This is a genomic window from Lysinibacillus sp. KU-BSD001 (assembly GCF_042920265.1).
Lineage (GTDB): Bacteria > Bacillota > Bacilli > Bacillales_A > Planococcaceae > Lysinibacillus_B.
This window is the reverse complement of record NZ_JBDQZI010000001.1, coordinates 40469-64925: the sequence shown is the minus strand read 5'-3', so window position 1 is coordinate 64925 and position 24457 is coordinate 40469. Positions and strand designations below refer to the sequence as shown.

23 protein-coding genes are annotated in these 24457 nt (G+C 40.0%); 5 read left to right on the top strand and 18 right to left on the bottom strand.

Translation table 11 applies throughout. The annotated features are described in order from the left end of the window. From AAGS61_RS00310 to typA, 3 genes are all read right to left on the bottom strand, one after another. Positions 1–963 carry an ABC transporter substrate-binding protein gene (locus AAGS61_RS00310; protein ID WP_391367274.1) on the bottom strand — a complete coding sequence of 321 codons (963 nt, stop codon included), beginning with the start codon at positions 961–963 and terminating at the stop codon, positions 1–3. 246 nt (positions 964–1209) lie between these two features. After that, complete coding sequence (locus tag AAGS61_RS00305; protein ID WP_391366283.1) at positions 1210–1614, bottom strand: YlaH-like family protein; 405 nt, start codon at positions 1612–1614, stop codon at positions 1210–1212. 26 nt (positions 1615–1640) lie between these two features. Further along, the gene (gene typA / locus AAGS61_RS00300; protein ID WP_391366282.1) at positions 1641–3491 is read right to left on the bottom strand and encodes a translational GTPase TypA; all 1851 of its coding nucleotides are present in this window, start codon (positions 3489–3491) and stop codon (positions 1641–1643) included. Between the two features lie 124 nt (positions 3492–3615). Here typA and AAGS61_RS00295 point away from each other — a divergent pair, with 124 nt between their 5' ends. Beyond that, positions 3616–3834: a hypothetical protein gene (locus AAGS61_RS00295; RefSeq protein WP_391366281.1), complete on the top strand. Its 219-nt coding sequence runs from the start codon at positions 3616–3618 to the stop codon at positions 3832–3834. Positions 3835–3874: 40 nt separating this feature from the next. Here the strand turns inward: AAGS61_RS00295 and AAGS61_RS00290 are convergent, their stop codons facing one another. Together AAGS61_RS00290 and AAGS61_RS00285 are read right to left on the bottom strand one after the other, a co-directional pair. Further along, complete coding sequence (locus AAGS61_RS00290; RefSeq protein WP_391366280.1) at positions 3875–4666, bottom strand: inositol monophosphatase family protein; 792 nt, start codon at positions 4664–4666, stop codon at positions 3875–3877. 140 nt (positions 4667–4806) lie between these two features. Next, positions 4807–5004, bottom strand: a complete 198-nt coding sequence (locus AAGS61_RS00285) for a hypothetical protein (RefSeq protein WP_391366279.1) — start codon at positions 5002–5004, stop codon at positions 4807–4809. Between the two features lie 123 nt (positions 5005–5127). On the opposite strand from AAGS61_RS00285, the gene AAGS61_RS00280 reads away from it, so the two are divergent. Then, complete coding sequence (locus tag AAGS61_RS00280; RefSeq protein ID WP_391366278.1) at positions 5128–5754, top strand: YktB family protein; 627 nt, start codon at positions 5128–5130, stop codon at positions 5752–5754. Positions 5755–5890: 136 nt separating this feature from the next. After that, on the top strand, positions 5891–6790 hold the full coding sequence (locus AAGS61_RS00275) for a ferrochelatase (RefSeq protein WP_391366277.1): 900 nt from the start codon (positions 5891–5893) through the stop codon (positions 6788–6790). Positions 6791–6870: 80 nt separating this feature from the next. Here the strand turns inward: AAGS61_RS00275 and AAGS61_RS00270 are convergent, their stop codons facing one another. Together AAGS61_RS00270 and AAGS61_RS00265 are read right to left on the bottom strand one after the other, a co-directional pair. Then, positions 6871–7140 (bottom strand): UPF0223 family protein, encoded by a 270-nt coding sequence (locus AAGS61_RS00270; RefSeq protein WP_391366276.1) that lies wholly within the window; start codon positions 7138–7140, stop codon positions 6871–6873. Positions 7141–7207: 67 nt separating this feature from the next. Further along, positions 7208–8167 (bottom strand): NAD(P)H-dependent flavin oxidoreductase, encoded by a 960-nt coding sequence (locus tag AAGS61_RS00265; protein ID WP_391366275.1) that lies wholly within the window; start codon positions 8165–8167, stop codon positions 7208–7210. A gap of 145 nt (positions 8168–8312) precedes the next feature. On the opposite strand from AAGS61_RS00265, the gene AAGS61_RS00260 reads away from it, so the two are divergent. Next, a complete protein-coding gene (locus AAGS61_RS00260) occupies positions 8313–9782 on the top strand; it encodes an aminotransferase class I/II-fold pyridoxal phosphate-dependent enzyme (protein ID WP_391366274.1) in 1470 nt (489 codons plus the stop codon). A 131-nt stretch (positions 9783–9913) separates the two neighbouring features. Here AAGS61_RS00260 and AAGS61_RS00255 read toward each other — a convergent pair whose 3' ends face one another. From AAGS61_RS00255 to AAGS61_RS00205, 11 genes are all read right to left on the bottom strand, one after another. Continuing rightward, on the bottom strand, positions 9914–10591 hold the full coding sequence (locus tag AAGS61_RS00255; RefSeq protein ID WP_391366273.1) for an LrgB family protein: 678 nt from the start codon (positions 10589–10591) through the stop codon (positions 9914–9916). Next, entirely contained in the window at positions 10566–10967 is a 402-nt protein-coding gene (locus AAGS61_RS00250) for a CidA/LrgA family protein (protein ID WP_391366272.1), read from the bottom strand. Before AAGS61_RS00250 ends, AAGS61_RS00255 begins: the two co-directional genes overlap by 26 nt. Positions 10968–11131: 164 nt before the next feature. Then, positions 11132–12115 carry an MBL fold metallo-hydrolase gene (locus AAGS61_RS00245; protein ID WP_391366271.1) on the bottom strand — a complete coding sequence of 328 codons (984 nt, stop codon included), beginning with the start codon at positions 12113–12115 and terminating at the stop codon, positions 11132–11134. A gap of 16 nt (positions 12116–12131) precedes the next feature. Beyond that, a complete protein-coding gene (locus AAGS61_RS00240) occupies positions 12132–13235 on the bottom strand; it encodes a CaiB/BaiF CoA transferase family protein (RefSeq protein ID WP_391366270.1) in 1104 nt (367 codons plus the stop codon). A 145-nt stretch (positions 13236–13380) separates the two neighbouring features. Continuing rightward, positions 13381–14169, bottom strand: a complete 789-nt coding sequence (locus AAGS61_RS00235) for an enoyl-CoA hydratase/isomerase family protein (protein WP_391366269.1) — start codon at positions 14167–14169, stop codon at positions 13381–13383. 12 nt (positions 14170–14181) lie between these two features. Next, positions 14182–14943, bottom strand: coding sequence for a 3-hydroxyacyl-CoA dehydrogenase (locus tag AAGS61_RS00230; protein WP_391366268.1), 762 nt, complete (start codon positions 14941–14943; stop codon positions 14182–14184). Continuing rightward, the gene (locus tag AAGS61_RS00225; protein ID WP_391366267.1) at positions 14940–16124 is read right to left on the bottom strand and encodes a thiolase family protein; all 1185 of its coding nucleotides are present in this window, start codon (positions 16122–16124) and stop codon (positions 14940–14942) included. The genes AAGS61_RS00230 and AAGS61_RS00225 overlap by 4 nt, the downstream gene beginning before the upstream one ends. 20 nt (positions 16125–16144) lie before the next feature. Then, positions 16145–17890 carry a class I adenylate-forming enzyme family protein gene (locus AAGS61_RS00220; RefSeq protein ID WP_391366266.1) on the bottom strand — a complete coding sequence of 582 codons (1746 nt, stop codon included), beginning with the start codon at positions 17888–17890 and terminating at the stop codon, positions 16145–16147. Continuing rightward, positions 17838–19019: an acyl-CoA dehydrogenase family protein gene (locus AAGS61_RS00215; protein ID WP_391366265.1), complete on the bottom strand. Its 1182-nt coding sequence runs from the start codon at positions 19017–19019 to the stop codon at positions 17838–17840. Before AAGS61_RS00215 ends, AAGS61_RS00220 begins: the two co-directional genes overlap by 53 nt. A 14-nt stretch (positions 19020–19033) precedes the next feature. After that, positions 19034–20224 (bottom strand): acyl-CoA dehydrogenase family protein, encoded by a 1191-nt coding sequence (locus AAGS61_RS00210; RefSeq protein ID WP_391366264.1) that lies wholly within the window; start codon positions 20222–20224, stop codon positions 19034–19036. Positions 20225–20642: 418 nt separating this feature from the next. Next, entirely contained in the window at positions 20643–22697 is a 2055-nt protein-coding gene (locus AAGS61_RS00205; RefSeq protein ID WP_391366263.1) for a helix-turn-helix domain-containing protein, read from the bottom strand. Positions 22698–23015: 318 nt separating this feature from the next. On the opposite strand from AAGS61_RS00205, the gene AAGS61_RS00200 reads away from it, so the two are divergent. Then, positions 23016–24446 (top strand): carbon starvation CstA family protein, encoded by a 1431-nt coding sequence (locus tag AAGS61_RS00200; protein ID WP_391366262.1) that lies wholly within the window; start codon positions 23016–23018, stop codon positions 24444–24446. The last annotated feature ends 11 nt before the right edge of the window (positions 24447–24457 follow it).

The following is a 24457-nucleotide window of genomic DNA, read 5'->3' as shown; positions in this document are numbered from 1 at the left end:
TTACTTCGTTACTTTCTCTGCAAAGGAAGTATCCACCAGCTCATTGTAATCCATCCGTCTTGGCAACTCGCCCGCTTCTTCCATAACGTCTTGCAAATTATTCCATTCTCCTTCATCTAAAATTGGATCTTTTGCATAGGATTCTTGGGCTCTATAACGTTCTACAACCGTTGCAATCAACTCTACATCTGTATCCTCAAAGAATGGTTGAATCGCTTTCGCTACATCTTCCGCGCTATTTTCATACACCCAGTCTTGGGCTTTTTTAATTGCTCTTGTAAATTTCTCGACCGTTTCAGGATCACTATCAATCAAGCTCGCTTTCGTCATAAATGTTGTATATGGTAAATGACCGGATTCTGTACCGAACGACGCTACAATATGCCCTCTTCCTTCTTTCTCAAACACACTTGCTGTTGGTTCAAATAATTGAACATAATCACCCGTACCTGATGCAAAAGCAGAGGCAATATTAGCAAAATCTACATTTTGAATCAGTTCAAGGTCATTGTGTGGGTCAATGCCATGTTTCTTTAAGACGAATTCGCCCGCCATTTGTGGCATACCGCCTTTACGCTGCCCTAAGAAAGTAGAATCTTTTAACATCTCCCAAGAAAAGTTTTCTATTTTCTCACGCGCTACTAAAAATGTCCCGTCTGTTTGCGTAAGCTGTGCAAAGTTTTTAATCGGATCATTCGCCCCTTGCGCCGTTACATAAATCGATGTTTCCGAGCCTACAAGGGCGATATCGATGCCATCAGATAGTAAAGCCGTCATCGTCTTATCGCCACCAGGGATTGTCGTTAACTCGACATTCAAGCCTTCTTCTTCAAAAAAGCCTTTTTCAATTGCTACATATTGAGGGGCATAAAAAATAGAGCGCGTAACCTCACCAACTTTCACATCTTGCAGTTCTTTCTCGCCGCACGCTGACAGAACGAGAAGTAACATCAATGTGAACATCACAACAAAACCAGATTTCACGAATCTTTTCACGACTATCCTCCTCTAAATAATAGGGTCTTTTATCTAGAGTAGGTTATGCAAAATCGCCTAAAAGGGTGCCTTGATAGAAATCTATTTCACCTGTCGCATTTTAGGAAATGTATGTTTATTAGAATATTTTTATCTTTATAAAATCCACGCTCTATCATAAGCTACTAAAAAAGCTCGAATCTCCTTTAAGATAGGAGATTCGAGCTTTTTGAATTATTTTGCTACAGCTTTTTGCTCTTCACGTTTCTCACGCCATAAGCGCGATTTATAGACGATTAAGATCAACGCTGCAACAATTAACCCTTCCACCATTGGGAGGAAAAAGGCGAAGAATGTCAGCATAATACATCCTAAAAATAGGAATATATAAATAATAGCATTTTGCCATAACGGTAATGTTTTTGCGAAGCCTAGTTTATATACAATCGCTGATAAGACAAATATAAGCGCTAACGTAATATAACCTGGAATCGTATAATCAACCGCACCTGACGCATCTACCGCCGCTAAATTTTCATAAATATAGCGCGTAATACCAGACATTCTACTATAAACTTGCGTTATTTCATCAGTAGGTGCAGATGCTTGAATAAAGTTTAGTGCTAAATTCAACAACATCCTTCATCCTTTCTTTTGATACGCTTTTACTGCTCCATTTCAGCGTATTTTTTCTTTTTCGCAATACGTTCACGTTCGTTTTTATCTAAAATTTGTTTACGTAAACGAATTGACTCTGGTGTTACCTCTAAGTACTCATCATCACTTAAATATTCTAACGCTTCTTCAAGTGTCATTAGACGAGGTTTTTTAATCACGTTTGTTTGGTCTTTATTCGCAGAACGAATATTTGTTTTTTGCTTTTGTTTTGTAATGTTTACTGTGATGTCGTTTTCACGTGTATTTTCACCAACGATCATCCCTTCGTAAACTTCTGTACCTGGTTCCACAAATAGTGTACCACGGTCTTCCACACCCATCATACCATAAGTTGTTGATTTACCGTTCTCCATTGATACAAGTACACCTTGGTGACGGCCTCCCACTTTACCTGCTACAACTGGTTGGTACGAATCAAACGTATGGTTAATGATACCGAAACCTTTTGTTAACGACATGAACTCTGTTGAGTAACCAATTAAGCCACGCGCTGGTACGTTGAAAATAATACGTACTTGCCCGTTACCATTGTTAACCATGTCTAACATTTCACCTTTACGTGTACCAAGTGACTCAATAATAGAACCTACGCAATCTTCTGGTACATCCACTTGTACACGTTCGATTGGTTCACATTTTACGCCATCTACTTCTTTAATAATTACTTGTGGTTTCGACACTTGTAACTCAAAGCCTTCACGACGCATGTTTTCGATTAGAATCGATAAGTGTAATTCACCACGACCTGATACTGTCCAAGCATCCGGTGAATCTGTATCTTCAACGCGAAGTGATACGTCCGTCTGAAGTTGTGCACGTAAACGCTCTTCAATTTTAGAAGATGTTACCCATTTCCCTTCACGCCCAGCAAATGGTGAGTTATTGACTAAAAATGTCATTTGTAATGTTGGTTCATCAATACGTAATGGCGGTAGCGCTTCTTGGTGCTCAGCAGGACAAACTGTTTCTCCTACATTAATGTCTTCCATACCCGAAACGGCGATTAAGTCACCCGCTTTGGCTGTTTGTACTTCCTCACGTTTTAAACCGAAGAAGCCGAAAATTTTCGTTACACGGAAGTTTTTCACTGTGCCATCAAGCTTCATTAACGCTACTTGCTGACCAACAGAAATCGTCCCACGGAATACACGGCCGATACCGATACGACCAACGAAGTCATTATAATCAAGTAATGCTACTTGGAATTGTAATGGCTCATCTGAATTATCCGCTGGCGCTGGAATATGCTCAATGATTTGCTCAAATAAGCACTGCATGTTTTCTTCTTGATTTGCTGGGTTTGAATCTAATGAAGCCGTCCCATTCACACCTGAAGCATACACAACAGGGAAGTCTAATTGATCGTCATTTGCATCTAGTTCAATTAATAACTCTAACACTTCGTCTACTACTTCTTCTGGACGAGCTGAGTCTTTATCGACTTTATTCACTACAACGATTGGCGTTAAATTTTGCTCTAGTGCTTTCTTTAATACAAAGCGCGTTTGTGGCATACAGCCTTCATAAGCGTCTACTACTAGTAAAACGCCGTCTACCATTTTAAGGATACGCTCTACTTCTCCACCGAAGTCCGCGTGTCCTGGTGTATCTAAAATGTTAATACGTGTGCCGTTATAGTTAACAGCTGTATTTTTTGCTAAAATCGTAATACCGCGCTCACGTTCGATATCATTTGAGTCCATTGCACGTTCTTCTACTTGTTCGTTCGAACGGAATGTTCCTGATTGTTTTAATAATTGGTCTACTAGCGTCGTTTTCCCATGGTCAACGTGCGCGATAATTGCAATGTTACGTAAATCTTGACGTAAATTTGTCATTATTCCACTCCATATTCTTTTTTCAGTTGTTTAACTGTGCTATTATAGCATATGTAGACACAAATGTCTTTTTGGAAATTGAACATTGTTCTCTTAATATAGTATCTTTAGAGGAGGATTTCTCATGAATAAAGCAAAACTTGTCATGTTTATTTACGCACTCGCAGCGATGCTTTCGATGATTGGCATCGGCTTCTCCGTATCTTTTGTATTTATGGCTGGAACAGATAAATACGATACGGCTGGCATGATTGGGATTATCGCTTGCATTATCGTCACGTGTGTGATCTTTATAATGGGTATGAAACAAAAGAAAAAGTTCGTACAAGCAGGTCTTTTATAATTGACAAAAGCCACCAAATTTACACATTTGGTGGCTTTCTTTATTTCTGTTCGATATAGTTTTCTAGTATGAGTTGATGAATAGACGGATTGGCAATGATAAACGTATCAGATTGCATTAAATCAAAACCATTCCCCTCTAAATTCGTTGCGATTGCGCCAACTTCTTGTGCAATAATGATGCCACCCGCAATATCCCAAGGAGCTAGCCGCATCGAAATATACCCATCTAGTTTACCGCTCACCACAAAGGCAATTTCCATTGCAGCCGAGCCATATGAACGCGTACCACGTACTGTTCGAATGAGCTCGATTAATTTTTCATGATTGATCTTAGGATTTGGTGTTACCCAACTCGCATTAATCCCAATCACGGCTTCTTCAATTTTTAATGGTTGCAGCTTACGCATCGGTGAATCATTGTACCAAGCGCCTTCCCCTGCAATCGCATAAAATAAATCCTCACGCATTACATCGAATATGTACCCAAGTTTTCCAATACCATCAATGTAAATCCCAACCGTAATCATAAAATGGCGATGTTGCTTAACAAAGTTCATCGTGCCATCGATTGGGTCGATAATCCAAACAACCCCTGCTAGAGAGTCGGGTCTTTCCCCCATCCCTTCTTCTCCAATAATTTTATGTGACGGGTCAAATGCATGAATTTGTTCAATAAAAAAAAGCTCTGTTTCACGATCAATATTTGTTACTAAATCATTCGCATTCGATTTTGTTTCAACTTCTAAATCATATGTAAATGATTCTCGTATCCGTTTTCCCGCTTCGAAAATAATCCCTTTTGCAAATGCATCTAATCGCTTTAAATCCACTGTATAACCACCTTCCTCTTCCCTATTTTCATCTATATAATGAATGAATGTAAATTTGCACTATATGTTTAGTATAACAAAAAATCACTTGCTGTCCGAACACTCAGCAAGTGATTTTTTAGTTTGGTATGAATTTTTTGCTATGCATATGCATGGAGACCTTCTAATTCCTCATGAATTTCCTTTAACCGCTTTTTAGCCTTTTCCATCTCTACATTGTCTTGATCCTTCATCGCAACATACAAAGATGCGAGCTCATAATCCAGCTCTAGACGCAAAATTTGCTCATATTGCTTTTCAATATCAACTTTGCGTATAATTTTAATCATCTGTTTCATTTTCCATCACTTCCTTAGCATTTTTTTGCAACACTTTTTGACATTATGGAAAGTGTGTGTTATATGATTTTTTCCCAAAAACTTATTAAAATAAACCTAAAAAATCGAAAGGAGTTATTAATTTTGAACAATGTACAGTGGACGACGGAGGATTTTAATGTTTTTCAAATAAATGGTTTAGATGAGCGCATGGAAGCATTGACTACTATCGTTCGTCCTAAATTCCATACACTAGGTGAAATCTTTTCCAATTATTTAAGTACTAAAACTGGAGATGAATTTTTTCATCACGTTGCCAAGCATGCACGTCGAACTGTCAATCCTCCAAAAGATTCTTGGGTAGCTTTTGCCCCTTATAAACGAGGCTACAAAGCATTGCCGCATTTTCAAATCGGTTTGTGGAATAGTCATTTATTTATTGTGACCGCTATTATTTACGAAGCACCTCAAAAAACTGAGATGGCCGAACGCTTATTGCAAAATATCGATGCATTTAATCAATTAAGTGATGATTACATTATTTCAGGTGATCATATGTCCCCAGATGCTATAAAATTAGGGGAAGCACGTAGTGAAAAACTTGAGACACTTATTATACGCTTGCGCGATGTAAAAAAAGGTGAACTATTAGTAGGTCGACATATCGCAGCTGACGATGCAATTAACCTTTCTTCTGATGAGTTTATGCAATTCACAAAAAAAACATTCGATGATTTACTGTTAATTTACAATATTTTTGTTAGAAAATAATTATTTTATTAACAGATGTGTGGAATCATGACATATCTGTTAATTATTTTTTTAAAAAAATTGAAAATGATTATCATTTAAATGCACAATTTAAATGATATTTTATATACTATGAGTTGAAAGGAGTATACAACACATGATTGGTATCATTTATTATGCATATGGTGCACCAACATCAATCGATGATGTTCGTACATATTTTAGCCATATTCTCAATGGCAAGCCTGTTCCAACACCGATGATGGAACAAATTGAGGCATCATTTAAAAAGTCTGGATTCCCGGATTTCATTGCCTCTTCTACCCAACGGATTGCTAAAGGTTTAGAAACTTTACTAAATAGCCAGCTGGAGGAGCCTGTAAAAGTTTATAATGCCTATAAACATACCACACCATTCGTGCAGGATGCTGTAAAACAGGCACTCAATGACGGTGTAACGACAATCGTTACATTACCCATTAACCTGATTTTCTCTGCCTCTGGTGGTGGCGCAGTGCATCAAGAAGTAGCCAATTTAGTTGCACAAAACAATATAAAACATATCGCTATTACAGATTGGCATACAGATGAAGGGATTGTAAATGTTTATACTGAACGTGTAACACGTGCATTGCATTGGTTACCACTTGCAGCACAGGATAATGCGCACATCTTATTTACTGTGCATAGTCAACCGATTGATCCAGAACGCAATGCGATCTATGTGAAGCAATTTACAGAGCTAGCAACAGCAATTGCTACTAAAGCGAATATTCATAACTTCCACCTTACGTATCGTTCTTCTGGTGGGAAAGCAAATTGGCTAGAGCCAGATGTAAAAGATAAAATTCGTGTACTACACGCTTCAGGTAGCACTGGCTTTGTCACATGTGAATTACTATCACTCACTGCCGATGTTGAATCTTACTTTGAGATTGGTGAGCAGTGCCAACAATTATGTCACGAATTAGGCGTCCCATTTGCAGTAGCAGAATTCCCTGGCGATAGCTTTGATACAGTGTATGCACTCGCTACTCTAGTTGCATCACGTATATAGACTTTTAGAAAAATAATATTTAAGCAATTCACATAAAAAGGTGTAGTAATCGTCCCTCACGATTACTACACCTTTTGTCTTTATAGACGAATGATTTGTCCGTCTGCTGATTCTTTAGCCATTTTTACCGCTTTATACCCCACATAGCCACTCGCTTGCTCAAATTCACGGAAAATCGTTTTCTCCTCTGCTTGCGACGGAACAATTTCTTTAAAACGGCGATACCTCGCCATAAATACTTCACGCTTAATACCCTTTTCATGCGCTGCTTCGATTGCCTCAAAAAAGTGTACAACGTCTACCATTTCTTGCGTTGTCCAATCCGTTGATAATGGATACGAATATTCCATGCTGTAACCTACCTTCGTTGTTCTTTCTAGCCATTTCCCCTTATAGATCGATAATGGCTTTTCTGTATTACTGCCCCCATTTTAAACGGATTTCTGTAGCCTGTACAACCATTCGCTCGATGAGTTCCTCTGCGCTTGGAATATCATGAATCATGCCCGTTACTTGACCAGCCCAGCCAAACCCTTGTGCTCTATCGCCATCATAAATATAGCGTCTATTTGCTTTGCCACTAATATAATCTTTCAATGCCTCATACGTTGGTGTTTCACTTTCAATTTTTAAAATTTGCTCCGTAAAATCATTCCGAAGTGCCCTTGCTGGTGCACCAATTGAACGCTTGATCACCGTCGTATCCGTTTCTGCACTGTTTAATAACGCTTGCTTGTACACATCAGATGCATGCACACATTCCTTTGTCGCAATAAATCGTGTACCCATTTCAATCCCTTCTGCACCAAGCGCATGTGCGGCCATCCAGCCACGCCCATCGCCAATCCCTCCAGAGGCGATAACCGGAATCGATACACTATCTACTACTTGTGGTACAAGTACCATCGTCCCCACATCATCACGTCCTAGATGCCCTCCTCCTTCTTGCCCAACGACCATCACCGCATCGGCACCTAACTCTTCTGCTTTTTGTGCTTGACGACGTGCGGCGACTAAGACGAGCTTTTTACAATCACTCCCCTCCAAAATATCGAAAATAGGGGCTGGATTACCTCCTGTCATTGTCACAACGGGTACATTCATTTCTTTTGCAACTTCAACCATCGGCTCGTACCCTTTACCATACATACCAATGGCAAAGTTCACCCCAAATGGCTTATCCGTTAACGTACGTACTTTTTCAATTTCTTCTCTTAGCGCTTCTGGCGATGGTAAACTCATTGCTGTAATTTGACCAAGTCCACCTGCATTGGATACAGCTGCAGCTAAGTCGGCATACGCTAAGTATGCAAGTCCACCCTGAATAATTGGATATTTTATTTTTAATAATTTTGTTATACGTGTCTCCCAATTCATTAAAATGACCCCTTTTTCTTTTAAATTTTTTTATTCGCTATTAAATACGACGAATTTTCTAACTTTACATATAGTCACATGATGCAATAGGTGCTATAATTCATTTGTTTTTAAAAAATTTAATTTAAGTGAGGTGGTACCTGCGTTGTCACAGTTAGAGACTCCATTGTTCGACGTTTTACTCAAGCATCGAAACAGACATCCAATTCAGTTCCATATTCCAGGCCATAAGAAAGGTTCCGGTATGGACCCGGCGTTTCGAGAGTTCGTCGGCGACAACGTTTTATCAATTGATTTAATCAATATTGCTCCGCTAGATGATTTACATTCACCTAAAGCAGCGATTAAGCAAGCACAAGCCCTTGCTGCAGAAGCTTTTGGTGCTGATCATACATTTTTTTCCGTTCAAGGTACTAGTGGCGCAATTCAGACGATGGTTCTGACCGTCGTCGGCCCAGGTGATAAAATTTTAGTACCACGGAATGTTCATAAATCGATTATGTCGGCAATTGTATTTGCAGGTGCAATTCCGATTTTCATTCATCCTGACGTAGATTCTGAGTTAGGTATTTCTCATGGAATTTCACCAGAATCAGTAGAAAAAGCATTACAAAAATACCCAGATGCAAAAGCTGTTTTAGTCATTAACCCAACGTATTTTGGCTTTGCTGCTGATTTAAAACGCATCGTTGAAATCGTACATGCCCATGATATTCCTGTTATTGTCGATGAGGCACATGGTGTACACATTAAATTCCATGACGAGCTTCCATTATCAGCCATGCAAGCAGGTGCTGATATGGCAGCCACAAGTGTGCACAAACTAGGTGGCTCCATGACAGGGACATCCATCTTAAATATACGTGAAGGACGTGTGTCTGCTAAACGTGCACAGTCGATCTTTTCGATGCTCACAACAACATCAACATCGTACCCATTACTAGCCTCTTTAGATTGCGCACGTCGCCAATTAGCTGTACATGGACACGATTTAATTGATGATGCTATTCGTTTGGCAAAGGATACGCGAAAACGAATTAATGCCATTCCACATTTAACATGTGTTGGTCGTGAAAAGCTTCACTCTTCTGCAACATTTGATATGGACCCTTGCAAGCTATTGATTAGCGTAAAAGATTTAGGGATTACAGGGCATACTGCAGAAGAATGGTTACGCCAAAACGCTAATATCGAAGTCGAGTTATCAGATTTATATAATATCCTATGTTTAGTGACACTTGGTGATACGAAAAAGGAAATGAATCTCCTGGTGAATGCTTTAGTGCGCATGTCGCAAGCATTTGACTCAGAGGCAACCATTAAGATACCGAATGTAAAAGCACCTGAAATTCCAGCACTTGCGATGTCTCCACGTGATGCATTTTATGCAGAGACAGAAGTCATTCCGCTGTCAGAAGCGCATGATCGCATTTCAGCTGAATTCATTATGGTGTACCCACCAGGAATCCCAATTTTCATTCCTGGCGAAGTGATTACAGAAGATAATATTAAATATATTCAAATGAATATAGAAGCAGGTCTGCCAGTACAGGGACCGGAAGATGCAACATTACAAAATATCCGCGTCATTAAAGAACGTCGCGCAATTTTCTAAAAAACTTGAGGGTACGTTGCCCTCAAGTTTTTTTATGGGTAAAAAGAGTGGCTTTCATCACCTGCAATCACATACGTTTCTAATTTACTCGCTTCAACAAAAAACAAGATTAGCTGACTACTTCTCTCTACTTACATAATTAGCATGGCAAATACCGGACAAATAAATGCCCCTAATACTGCACTGAGTCCCATAGAGAGTGAACCAATCGATAAATCTTCCTCACCATATTCTTTTAATTTTGAAATTCCTACGCCATGACTTGCACTACCCATTGATACCCCGCGACTAATTGCTGTATCAATATGGGCAATTTTATATAGAAAAGGTCCAAAAATAGCTCCTGTAAACCCCGCCACCATTACAAGTACTGCCGTTAATGGCGCAATACCTCCAATCGAACTACTCACCTGCATTGCGACTGGTGTTGTTAACGATTTTGGCAAAGCCGTCAACATAAACGCATCACTCGCTTTAAACAGTTTCAACAAAACATATACACTACTAAGGCCAGATAGCATTGCTACTACTAAACTGGATACAATCGAATATTTATATTTATAAACTAGCGCACGCTGGTTATATAGCGGATAGGCTAACGCAACAACAGCGGGCCCTAGCATTTTTTGAATCCACTCCCCACCTTGCATATATGTGCTATAGGGAATATTAAACCCAACTAAAATAATGGCCGTAATAAACGTCGTCGATAATAACGGTAAGAAAAACGGATGATTTACTTTTACATAGATTTTTTGAAGGATCATAAATAATATAATTGTACTAATGATGATGAGTAATGCCAGCATGCTCTGCTTCCTCCCTTACCGCCTGCTCCTTCTGTTCGATAAACTGACTCACTTTTCCCGCTATAATAATAGTAATCACGGTACTTAAAAAGACCGCTAAAACGAGTAAAAGTCCTGATACCGTTAGTAATTCAGGGTATTCCACGACTCCAACCGTAGACGGAATAAAAAATAATGTTAAAAAAGCAATTAAAAAGCCAGCACCATCTTGAATGTATTTGACATTAATCACATTTAGCATGAGTAATCCCCATAATAGAACAAGACCGACAATACTCGGTGGAATAAAAATCCCCGTCCACTCGACAATTAGTACACCAATATAATAAAAAACCCATAAAATGAAGATTTGGGCAATTGTGCGAATCACTCTCATGTTCATAGCCCCCTCTCTATCTATGAGTTTCATTTTACGACTTACGAAATTTTCTGTCTATTGTTTTTGACAAATTATTGACAGTATTTATGCATCAAGTAGAAAAACTGCCTTCGATTGTACTTTAACAATCGAACGACAGTTATCACATGTCTTATACTTTTTTATGACTGCACGAAAAACTCCCATTGCCCATCATTGTTCTTTTTTTCAACCATCCCTTGCATTTCAGCATATGTGACATAACCAATAATTTCAGACATGATCAGTGGAAATTCACGTTTCATTCGATCACCGTAAATCGCCTTCGCTAAATCAAGGGCTGTTTTATGTCCCTCTGCTACCTTGCGTACAATACGTGCTAGCTTAAAATCAATGCGCTGTAAATTTTTCTCTACGATTTCCGATAAATTCGAAAACGATTGTTGGTGTCCTGCATAAATCACACTTGTATCAAGTTGTAGGCATTTTTCAAGCGACTGTCTATATTGCATCACCGTTGGCAATAAATTCAACTGCTCATCATGGTCAATCAATGCATTGGTCGTTCCTGTATATAATACTAAATCCCCAACAAATAACCATTTTGTTTCGCTGTCATAAAATAACACGGAATCGGGCGAGTGACCTGGCACTTCCATGACTTGGAGACCGCAAACTGTATCCCCGTCAGAAAAGGCAATAATCGGTGCATTAATTTTCAACGCTTCGGTGTTTTGGTATGTTTGTTCCATCTTTTTGAGGCGTGGACCTGCTAACTCTAAGCTAGCGTATTCCTCGTACAACTGGTGAAAAAACTGACGCTTCCGCAATTGATACGCCTCTGTTAACTGCAAACGTTCAATGGCTACATGATGTGCATATAGCGGTACTTGCTTTTGCTTTACAATATGATTGACTAGCCCAATATGATCCCCATGATGATGGGTCAATAAAATTTGATCAATATCATCGATTGTAAAGCCATACTCTTTTAGCTTTTGCTCAAAAAATTCACGGAAAGCTGGTAAATCAATACCTGCATCGATTAATGTTAAGCTTTCTCCCTGTTGATATAAATAGCAATTGATGCTTTTCATTTGACCGTAATCCACTTCAAAAATAATAGGATATACCGCCTTTGTTCCAATTGTTATGACGTTTGACACTAGTTCCATCCCCTATCTATTTTGCAGGCGATCCAAGTATCTCCTCATTATGCGTGCCTGCTGCTACCCCAGCGGTAGTGTAAATCGGCCTAAAGATATTGGACTTAATCGGGCAAGCAATTTGTTTTTGTGTTGTCCCATCTGTTTTTGCTACTTCCACATACATTTCACGAGCTGAAAATAACGGGTGCTCCACCGTCTCTTCAAATGTGAGTACCGGTTCTACACAAGCATCTACGTGCGTAAAAATGGACGTCCATTCCTCCAATGTTTTCTCTTTAAAAATAAGCTGCAGTTGTGCTTTCAAAGCAATCGCATCTTTTGGCTTAAAGCTCATCGCTAATGGGAGTAAATCTTCACGCCCAATCGCCATACAGAGTTGCTGTCTAAATTTCGGCTCAAGACTTCCTACTGATAAATGGCGACCATCCTTTGTTTCATAATACCCATAAAACGTGCCGCCGTTCAACATGAGGCGCTCACGTTCTAGAGGTTGACCACTCACTAAGTATTCGGGTGCCGATAATGCATTTAATGCTAACGCACAGTCCGTCATACTAATATCGAGATGCTGCCCTTCCCCTGTGCGTGTACGGTAAATAACCGCTGCTAAAATCCCAACGACAGCATGCAGCGACCCACCTGCTATATCTGCCATTTGAATCCCGATTTGAGCAGGCCCCTCCGCTTGTGTACCCGAATACCCTTGAATTCCCGCAAGCGAGACATAGTTAATATCATGACCTCCACGATTCTTAAAAGGTCCTGTTTGTCCATATCCTGTAATTGAGCAATAAATAAGCCCTGGATGAATCTTTTTTAGCTCTTCATACCCAAGTCCAAGCCGCTCCATGACGCCTGGTCGAAATTGCTCAACGACAATATCATAGTCTTTCACTAACGCTTTTAAAGAGGCAATCATCTCTGGATCTTTTAAATCTACGGCGATTGATTTTTTGGAGCGTTGTAAATATTCGTCTACAACCCAAACAGGCTCTTCTGCTGGTTTTGTGACATGTACAACTTCCGCCCCCAAATCCGCTAACATCATTGTTGCAAACGGTCCTGGTAGCAATAATGAAAAATCTAATACTTTTAACCCTTGTAATAACATACGCATTCTCCCCCCTTGTTTAACTTACAATGAGCAAATTATTAAACATATATTGCTAGTTCATTAGCCGTTACTTTCCGCTCGGGCAAAGTACGCAGCCTTTACTTAAAGTGCAAACAGGCAGGCTCTAGAAAGAACCTGCCACAGTGATTTATGTTGTCACTTGCTTAATAAAATTCGGTGGGCGCTTTTCGAAGAATGCTCTCATCCCTTCCGTTGGCTCACCTGTTGCAAATGTTTTCGCAAATGCTTCGCGCTCTACTTGTAACCCTTGCTCAAGCGGAAGCTCAGCTGCTAAAATGCATTCTTTAATTAAACCTAAAGCACCCACTGCTCCTTGTGCTAATGTCGTTGCCAGTGCAATCGCTGCTGTTTCTACTTCTTCTGGTGCAACCGCTTTTGTCACAAGCCCAATCGCGGCCGCTTCCTCTGCTTTCAAACGCTGACTTAAAAACATTAATTCACGTGCCTTTGCTCCACCAACAAGCTTCGTCATGCGCTGTGTCCCACCTGCAGCTGGCAATAACCCTAGCGAGGATTCTGTTAAGCCGATTGTCCCGCTACCCATAATGCGGAAATCACACGCTAATACAAATTCACACCCACCGCCAAGTGCATGTCCATTAATCGCTGCAATGGTCGGTACACGAACAGCTTCTAGCGCATTGAAAATATCTTGGAGTTGCTTTGCCCCTTCTGCATAATCCACTTCACCTGTACTATTGCTCATTTGCCCTAAATCTGCCCCGGCAATAAAAATTTTCGGATTGGCTGATTTAAAGATGATTGCACGAATTGCCGGGTTATGGTTCGCTTCATCCACCAGTTGTAATAAATCATGTTGAATGGCTAAGTTTAATGTATTGGCAGGGGGGTTACTAATCGTGACCACTTGCACACCATGCGCTAATTGTTCAACCGTCATTGTTTCTAACTTCATATTAGCTCCTCCTTATCGTGGGCCCATCCGAATCGCACCATCTAAACGAATCGTTTCGCCATTTAACATTGGATTTTCAAAAATGGATTGCACAAGATGCGCAAATTCAGGGGCTTCACCTAAACGAGAAGGGAATGGAATTTGCTTCCCTAACGCATCTTTTACTTCTTGTGGAGCCATAGCCATTAACGGTGTGTTAAAAATACCTGGTGCAATGGTCATAACCCGTACGCCGTAGCTAGCTAAATCACGTGCAATTGGTAATGTCATGCCAACAATACCCGCTTTAGAGGCTGCATACGCCGCTTGCCCGATTTGCCCATCAAACGCTGCAACAGATGCTGTATTGACAATGACGCCACGCTCACCGTGCTCATTTGGCTCATTATTAACCATCGCAGCAGCAGCTAGACGAATGACATTAAACGTACCGATTAAGTTCACCTGTACAACAAAATTAAATTCATCTAACGGGAATACACCTTTTTTTCCAACGACACGTGTCGATGTTCCAAGTCCAGCACAGTTGACAACGCCATGAATCGCACCGTATGTTTCTATCGCTCCATCAATCGCTGTTTGTACTTCCTCTTCCTTTGCGACATTCGTTTGAAAGAAGGTACCTTTTAACTCCTCTGCGACTGCTTGCCCTTTTTCTGCATTTAAATCGAGTACGACCGGGAACCCACCCGCAGCTGCCACAGCACGAGCCGTTGCTTCTCCTAGTCCTGATCCACCACCTGTTATAATGATTGCTTTATTGTCAAAGTTCATGCTTTATTTCCCCCTTCCATTCGCTCTATAATTAAGCCGTTTGCCATCCCTGGTCCCTCGCAAATTGTCACGAGGCCATAACGTAACTGTCGGCGTTCTAGTTCATGTAACAGTGTCGTTACGAGTCGTGTACCAGTTGAACCGAGGGCATGCCCAAGAGCAATCGCACCACCATTGACATTCACTTTTTCCAGTGGAATACCGATTTCATGCTCCCAGCGTAGTACGACAGAGGCAAATGCTTCATTAATTTCAACTAAATCGATCTCCTCTTTCGATAATCCGGCTTTTTGTAATACTTTTTCTGTAGCAATCGCCGGCCCCTTTAGCATGGCAACTGGGTCAGAGCCGACAACTGAAAAGGCTTTAAATACGGCGCGTGGTTGGAGCCCATATTTTTTCGCTGCCTCCTTACTCATAATGAGCACAGCGCTGGCTCCATCAGAAATTTGACTCGATGTGCCAGGTGTAACCGTTTGAAGCCCTGGATACACCGGCTGCAAGCTCGTCATTTTTTCTATCGATGCATCTGGGCGAATCGTCTCGTCCAGATGAAATACGGATACATTACCTTCTGCATCTTTTACCTGTACAGGGATAATTTCTTTGTCGAAATAGCCATTTTGCTGTGCTTCATATGCACGCTCATGGGAACGTACACTATATGCATCTATTTGCTCACGTGTTAAACCAATTTCATGTGCAATCATTTCAGCGCCGCCAAATTGGTTAAAGCCATAGCCTTGTAAATCAAAGCGTTGAAACAAACTTTCTGTCATAGGTGTTTTTCCGTCACGAGCGGAAGTTCCAATGGGCACACGCGTCATTGATTCAATACCACCAGCAATGACCACATCATAGCTCCCAGACATCACCCCTTGTGCAGCAAAATGAACCGCTTGTAAACTCGAACCGCACTGTCGATCAATCGTGACGCCTGGTACAGTAATCGGTAACCCTGCTGCAAGCCAAGCATTCCGAGCAATGTTCGATGATTGTTCATCCACTTGATCAACACAGCCAATGATGACATCATCAACAATCGCTGGATCAAGCTCATTCCTTTCGACTAATGCTTTTAGTACCGAACCGAGTAAATCTACTGGATGCTCATTTGCTAAACGGCCACCTCTTTTCCCCATTGGCGTTCGAATAGCATCCACAATTACAGCTTCAAACATCATCCTCACCCCCTATTGGTCTATTGTTTCAAACGTGTTTTTTCCAATTCTACTAGTTTAACTTTCGAGATTTTCCCAGCCGCGGTCATTGGTAGTTGGTCGATAAACTCTACTTCTCGTACCTTGGAATAGTGCACAACCTTTGTATTGACAAATTCCATAATTTCTTCTTCATTTGCCGTCACACCTGGTCGTAACACAATAAATGCTTTTGGTTTTTCGCCCACCTTTGGGTCTTCGACACCTATAACAACAGCTGCTTGAACCGCTGGATGTTCATATAAAATTTCTTCTATATAGCGCGGATACACATTGTAACCGTTATAAATAAGCATGTCTTTTTTACGGTCGACAATCGATAAGAAGCCACTTTCATCAAATACACCAATATCTCCGGTGTATAGCCAACCATCGATAAGCGTTTCAGCTGTCGCCTCTGGATTATTTAAATAACCCTTCATCACTTGTGGACCACGAATAATCACTTCACCACGTTCACCTGGCATTTGAATTTCCTCACGATCTGGTCCATCGACTGACATTAATTTAACCTCTGTGTTATAAATCGGTAACCCGACAGTCCCTAGCTTACGTTCGCCCGAATAAAATCCAACGCTTTGTACTGTACTAGCGGTTGCCTCTGTTAAGCCATAGCCTTCCGTTACGACTGCATTGGGGAAGTATTTTATTAACAGCTGCATCGTTTCAGGCGCAATGGGTGCAGCACCTGAATTAATCGTGCGTACACAAGAGAAGTCCCGTTTTTCCATATCAGGATGGAATAATAGAAAGTTAAACATTGCAGGTGCACCGGACACTTCTGTTACTTGATGCTCCTCGATTAAGCGTAAAAACTCCTCTGGCATAAAGCGTTCAAAAATAATTGTTGTTGCTCCAAATAAAACCGAGTAAACCATTCCCCCCATTGCACCTGCTCCATGTGAAAATGGTGCTGGACTTAATCGGATATTTGTCCCAACCAATGTTGGATACTCCTTCAAATATTTTTCCGGATCCGTTTCAACCCGCTTTACTGTTAACGCACCATCGTCATCCACTTGTGGCAGTACCGCCGCTGACCAAGCACCCGATTGCAAAATATTACTAATCAAATTATTATGTGTAATAATGACCCCTTTGGAACGCCCTGTTGTCCCCCCTGTATAAGCAAGATGAGCGATATCTTCATAACCATTAATGTCGATACATAGCTCTTGTGGTTCATTGTCACGAAGCATTTGATTGAAGCTGATCACTGTATCACCGTACGCTGATACGTCGATACTTTTTTCAATCGACTCAACCTCTACATCATCTGTTACGATAACGAGCTCGATATTCGTTAACGACGGTAAATCTAAACAGAGTGATAGTAACGGACCATACGTGACAATTGCCTTTGCTCCACTATCTTTCATTTGGAAGATTAAATCGTCCTTCGGTAGCATCGGATTAACAGGTGTGTACGTAGCCCCTGCTAACAAAATGCCATAGTAAGCGACTACGTATTGCGTGCAGTTTTGCATTTGTACAGCAATGACATCGCCCTTTCCATACCCTCGCTTTTTTAAGCCATTTGCAAATCGCAATGCTTGCTCATACAGCTTGCTATAGGAAAGCTCAAATCCTCTATAAAGATAGGCAGTACGCTCACCGTAGTATTTTGCTGCGCCTTTTAATACAGCTCCTACTGGTACATTCGGAATATCTATTTTATGTGGCAACATTTGATTGTAAAGCTTTGGATTGTCTGGCTGTTTCCTCATTAATTCTCCACCCCTGTTCGCTCATAATGACTTCATAGCAATCTTGCACAGACCATAAATAACTCTCCATCATACGTGCTCTCTTTAAGAATAAATGACAGTCAATTTCTGTTGTAAAACCAATCCCACCATGCATTTGAATATTATGTGCCGCGACCTCAATGTACGCATCCGTCGTAAATGCACGAGCACTTGCGACAGCAATTTTCGCATCTGCTGTTTGCTCTGAAATCGCCCAATTGGCATAATAAACAAGGGACTTCGCTAGTTCAAGCTCTACCTTCATATCCACAATGCGATGCTTTACCGCTTGGAACACACCGATTGGGTGCCCAAATTGTTCACGTGTTCTCGCATATTCTGCACACATCTCCACAACTTCCTCCATGCCACCAATTCCGATTGTGGCAATAACAGTATTCAATATTTGCAAGCCGTCATCGACAATGTCCCACCCTTGACCAATCTGTCCAATAACAGCACTCTCTGAAACTTTTAATTGATTGAAATATACTTCTGTGACACCTTTTGTTTCATCGATCACTTGTAAGCGACGTGCCTCCCAAGTAGCCACTTCTCGGTCCACGAGAAATAATGTTGTTTGACCGTCTACTTTGGCAGCAACGAGTAATACGTCAACTGTATCGCCATCAATAACAAATGTTTTGGAGCCGTTTAATACGTACTGATTTCCTTCTTTTATTGCTTCAAGCCTAATCCCTTCTTCTACAAATGTCATGACACCTCGTTCTGCAATGGCTAAGGAAAACTTCTTTTGCCCATTTGCGATTTGCGCTAAATACATTTTCTTTTGCTGTTCTGTCCCGTATTTTGTTAAGACCGGTGTTGCAAACGCCACCGTCTCCGCATACACACCTGGTAATAACACACGTCCGATTTCCTCCATCACTGGAATAAGATCCACTTGTGCTAACCCTGCCCCGCCATATGCTTCTGGAATATTGATAGCCATCGCCCCAAGTTCTGATAAACCGGACCAAATTTTTTCATAACGAACTGTATCACCCGACATAAACAAACGAGCAGCCGTTGTTTTTTCTTGGGAAGTTAAATATTTTCGAACAGATGTTTGAAATAATTTTTGTTCTTTCGTTAATGCAAAATACATATGTTCCTTCCCCCCTATCGCAAATCTTTTGGTAACGCTAAAATATGTTCACCAATGACATTTTTAAGTACTTCTGATGTACCACCTGCAATCGTTGAGCCGAACGATTGTAAATATTGATGCGCCCAGTCTGCAATGGTCGAACGATCTTGCTTCCATAAGCATCCGACAAGACCTAGCATCGCTGTAGCAAAGCCAGTGATCGCCTTAGATAACTCACTTGTGACTAATTTATCAATGGAGCCCTCTGGACCTGGATAGCCTTGCTCAATTGTTTTTGTTAAATTTCGGTAGTAGTTCAATGCTGCTGCACGTAAACGAATATAATATTTCGTAACATCTCGTGCGAAATACGAATCATCCATTAATGGCTTACCACGATATGTTTGTGTCTTCATATCCGCAATTAAATCCTCAAATAAGTTTTCTAAATGGAAAATGGTACTTGCTACGCCTACACGCTCATGACTTAGTAGTGCCATCGAAACTTTCCAGCCCATGCCGACACCTGCAACGATGTCATCTCCTTCTGCTATGGCTTCTTGTAAAAATAATTCATTAAAATCATGATCATCGTTCATTTGATAAATCGGTCTTACTTCCACCCCTGGTTGATGCATATCGATTAAAAAGGCCGTTAACCCTTCATGGCGTTTACTAGCGTTATGTGTACGCGCTAAAATTAAGCATTTATCTGCCATATGCGCATAGGTTGTCCATACTTTTTGCCCTGTAATATACCATTTACCGTCACGTTCAACCGCGCGTGTTTGAATACCTGCTAAATCGGAGCCTGCATTTGGCTCAGAAAAACCTTGGCACCAAATTTCTTCACCACTTAAAATTTTGTCAATATAGCGCTCCTTTTGTGCAGGTGAACCCATTTGCATTAGTGTTGGTCCTACCATATTAATCCCCATAAAATTAAGTACTGGTGGAGCCTTCACACGCGCAAGTTCCTCTTGATAAATGACTTCTTGAATATGTGTAGCACCACGTCCACCATATTCTTTCGGCCAGTGCACACCTGCCCAATTGCCCTCATAAAGCTTGCGCTGCCAGGCACGTAAAAATGATTTCCGTTCCTGATCGTCTTCCGGTAAATCACGTTTGCCATCTAACCAGCCTTCCGGAAGATTTTCCTCTAACCATATACGCAACTCTTGGCGAAATAATTCCTCTTCCTTTTTAAATGTAAAATTCATCCAAATAACCTCCCTTTACAAATTCATTTCTAACACAATTTTTCCCCTCATCATCACATACGCTTTCTCAGTCGTGCTCATCATAATGGAATCACCTTGCCTTCGTTGTCATTCCAATCACTGCTTTGCGCAAACATACTACCATCCCCCACAAAATAGAATTTACTTACACAAAAGAGAAAAAAAGAACTTTATTAACTTAAATTTATATTTTCAGACATAGTAATACAATGTATGTTTTTCTATTGTTTTTCGGTTTTCAGTGTGAAAAATCACAGCATAAAAAAAGCCGCACTGTAATAAATTACAGCGCAACTTCTTTTACTCACCATTTATATACTTATTCTATATGCACAAGCTGTTGTTGCTAGACTGAAAACATAACTTCTTTTTCATGTGTTCTACACGATGAATGATATTATTGATACGATTGCTTTAAATAGCAAGCCAACTGGAGCTTTAACACATGTTCAGCATCCTCAAATGAAATTTGTAATGTTTCTTCAATTTTTTTTAGTCGTTGATACAATGTATTAATATGAATATGCAGCATTTTCGCTGTTTTCGTTGCGGAACGATTTTGCGCAAAATACATGAGTAGCGTTTCCTTCAATGCATTATTCATACTTTGCTGTGTTTCAAGTGGTGCAAACACTTCTGCAATAAAGCGCCCAATTTCTTGCTCATCTTGATGAATAAATAAACGATTAACACCAATTTCTGCATAATCCATCATCGCGTGCTGTTTACGTGAATCTAAATAAGATAGCACGGTCTTCGCCTCATGATACGCTTTTCGAATCGCATAAAGATCCTGGTACACTGTACTTACACCACAACTTAAAGGGGCATGGATTTTTTTATTCCATTCTGTACAAATCCTTTTTAGCTCTTTTCGTACCCGCTTTTCTTCTCCTGGTGAAGCACGTGCTACGATCGTAATTGTTGCATAATCCGCAAAAAGTAGCTGCGCATAAGAAAATAAGTCACGCTTCATTTGCGACATGAGCTTATGTACATACGCCTCAATTTCATGCGGACTCACTTCTTCCGCTAATTTTAATAAAATCACCATATACGGTTCATTCAGTGAAATCATTAACTCCTTTGCTTTCTGTACAATGACTTCCTGCTCTTTTGTATTCATCATTTCGTTAAAAGCATCGCGTTTTTTCTTATAGTAAAACTCCGCTAAATTTTGCTTACGTGAGAGCTCCAACGCTAGGACAGAATGCCCCTGCTCAATGACAATGGATTCAAGCTGACTCATTTCCCCTTTTACTTCCATAATAATGCACCCTAAAATGATTTGTCCTAAACGAATTGGATATACAATATGTGTCACATAACCAGAACGCTTTAACTCATAGTAAGGCATTGCCTCATTTGCTTGCAAAACTTCATTCAAATCATTAAAAGATAGATAATTTGGTAGCTTTCTCATAGTCGGTATGACTTCATTTTCAAGTAAATCAACAAAAATGAAGTTCTTCCCAATCATCCTCGTCATTTCTTCTAAAATTTTAGGAATACCCATATTTTGCATTGATAACTTTGTTAATGTTGTATGAATTTCATCGCGCTTCATGAGCTTGTCATTCAATTTTTTGATATGTGAATATTGCCGTGCATTGCGGATCGCAATCCCTACTTGAGAAGAAAAACCTTCTAATAGCTGCAAATCATTTTCAGTCGGTGCAACTGGTTTAACGATTTGACATAAAAATAGAACGCCCTCTACTTGGTCATCTACTTTAATCGGGCAAGTTAAAAATGACTTTACTTCCTTGTCAAATTCATAATTGGAATCCCAATATCGATTATTTTCTTCAGATATAGGCTCAAAATGTCGCCATAATTCGTATTGATGTTGATAGTAAAGCAACGACTTCTCTGTCTGAAATGTATAACCAATCGGACCTTCTCCTCGCTTAAACCCCATATAACGTATTCCTTGTAGTACATTCCCTACAGATGCTTTACAAATAAGCCGATCTCGTTCATGATCATACCACCATAGCGTACCAATATCGCATTGTGGAATGACATCTAGTGCGTAGGATAAAATATTATTATAAATCTCCTCTGGATTTAACGAGGATGAAGCACGCCCCGTACTCTCAATCACCTTTTCTAGCTTATACTGTTCCCGCTCAATCGCTGCTTTTGTATAGTAAGGGTACATATAGTGATAAAGGACAACAATTTCTGCCTCTTTCGTTGGACTATACTCATAAACATTGACTAAAATTTGATAATCATGTGGGTACGTAAACAGTATAAATGTATAGCCATTTACTATTTTCACCATATTTTGTTGTTGGGTCGTTAATCGCTTAAAAGGTAATTGGACTTGCTCCTCCCGTCCTTCTAAAAATTCAAAATGTGGGCTTTCTGCGCTTGCAATATAGATTTGATACTTCCCCTCCCATTGAAACCTCTGAACAAGTTCTGAAAAATACTGCACGGTCATTCATTACGCCCCCTTAAATGTCCAACATTTCGATTCTTTTTCTATATAAACCATTTTTTTGTATATACAATCTACCATATTTTGATATCCTGTTCACTTCAAAATTCACAAAATTATCTGTCTATTATAAAAAAAATGAAATAACAAGATTTCTGTATGAAATAGATGAATGATTTCATGTAACCGATTACATGAAATTTTTTAGTAGCACTGAACGTTTTCAATATATAAAATTTTCTAAAAATAGTTTGTCAAAATAATTTTTGCGTTATATAATTCGATTTATCAAAAAAATGAAATTATTTTAGGAGAGTTTTTATGTTTACACTTTTAGGTTCTATACTTCTATTACTAATTGGTTATATTGTTTACGGTAAATTTGTGGAAAAGGTGTTTATTGTCAATGATGCAACACCGACCCCTGCCTATACAAAAACAGATAACTTGGATTATATTCCGATGCCCGCTTGGAAAGGTTGGACAATTCAATTATTAAATATTGCAGGGCTTGGTCCGATTTATGGGGCGATTGCAGGTGCTTTATATGGCCCTGTTGCAATGGTTTGGATCGTATTCGGTTGTATTTTTGCTGGTGCAGTTCACGATTATTTTGCAGGTATGCTGTCACTACGACATGGTGGCGCACAATTTCCTACACTTGTCCAAAAATATTTAGGAAAAGCAATGCGTGTCTTCACAGATATCGTATCTGTCGTGTTAATGATTTTAGTAGCTGCTGCCTTTACAGCAGGTCCTGCAGCGGTTATTTCCGCGAAAACAGGCATTACATTTATGGTTGCGATTGTGATTATTTTCTTATACTTTTTACTCGCAGCGATTTTACCTATTAATAAAATTATCGGTCGTATTTATCCGTTATTCGGCGCTGTACTACTAATTATGGCTAGTACTATTTTAGTCTCATTATTATTCTCAGATATTAAAATACCAGAATTAACGTTTGCTAATTTGCATCCAGCTGATTTACCCATCTGGCCTTTATTAATGATTACGATTTCTTGTGGTGCCATTTCTGGCTTCCACTCTACACAAAGCCCAATTATTTCTCGTACACTCAAAAAAGAAACAGAGGGACGCAAAGTATTTTATGGTGCGATGATTGGGGAAGGGATTATTGCTTTAATTTGGTGTACAGCAGGCATGAGCTTCTTTGGCGGTACAGGGGAGCTTGGCACTGTTATTACGGCAGTAGGTGCTGGCGGTGTAGTAGACCAGATTGCCGTTGGATTACTTGGTACTGTCGGTGGCTTATTAGCTATTCTAAGTGTGATTATCTTACCGATTACAACAGGCGATACATCACTTCGTTCAGCTCGTATGATTGTGCTTGATTTCCTAGGCTCACGCATTAAAGGTAATCCAAAAACAGTCGCGATTTTAGCAACAGTAGCTGTGACAATTCCTGCATTCTACTTAACAACAATTGACTATCAATTCCTATGGCGCTATGTAGGGATGACAAACCAAATGGTGGCAACGGTGATGCTATGGGTAGCGACTTCTTACTTATTAAAGGAAGGAAAATTCCACTGGATTGCTGGTCTTCCAGCGATGTTTATGACAGCTGTCGTCTTTACGTATTTAATGGTAGCACCAGAAGGATTCGGATTAGACTATAATCTATCGATGATCATCGGATTATCTGCTACAGCGGTTGTCGGGTTACTTTACGCCTATCAAATTGCACGTTATAATGGATTAAATAATCCTGTTTTCATAAAAGAATAACAACATTGTGC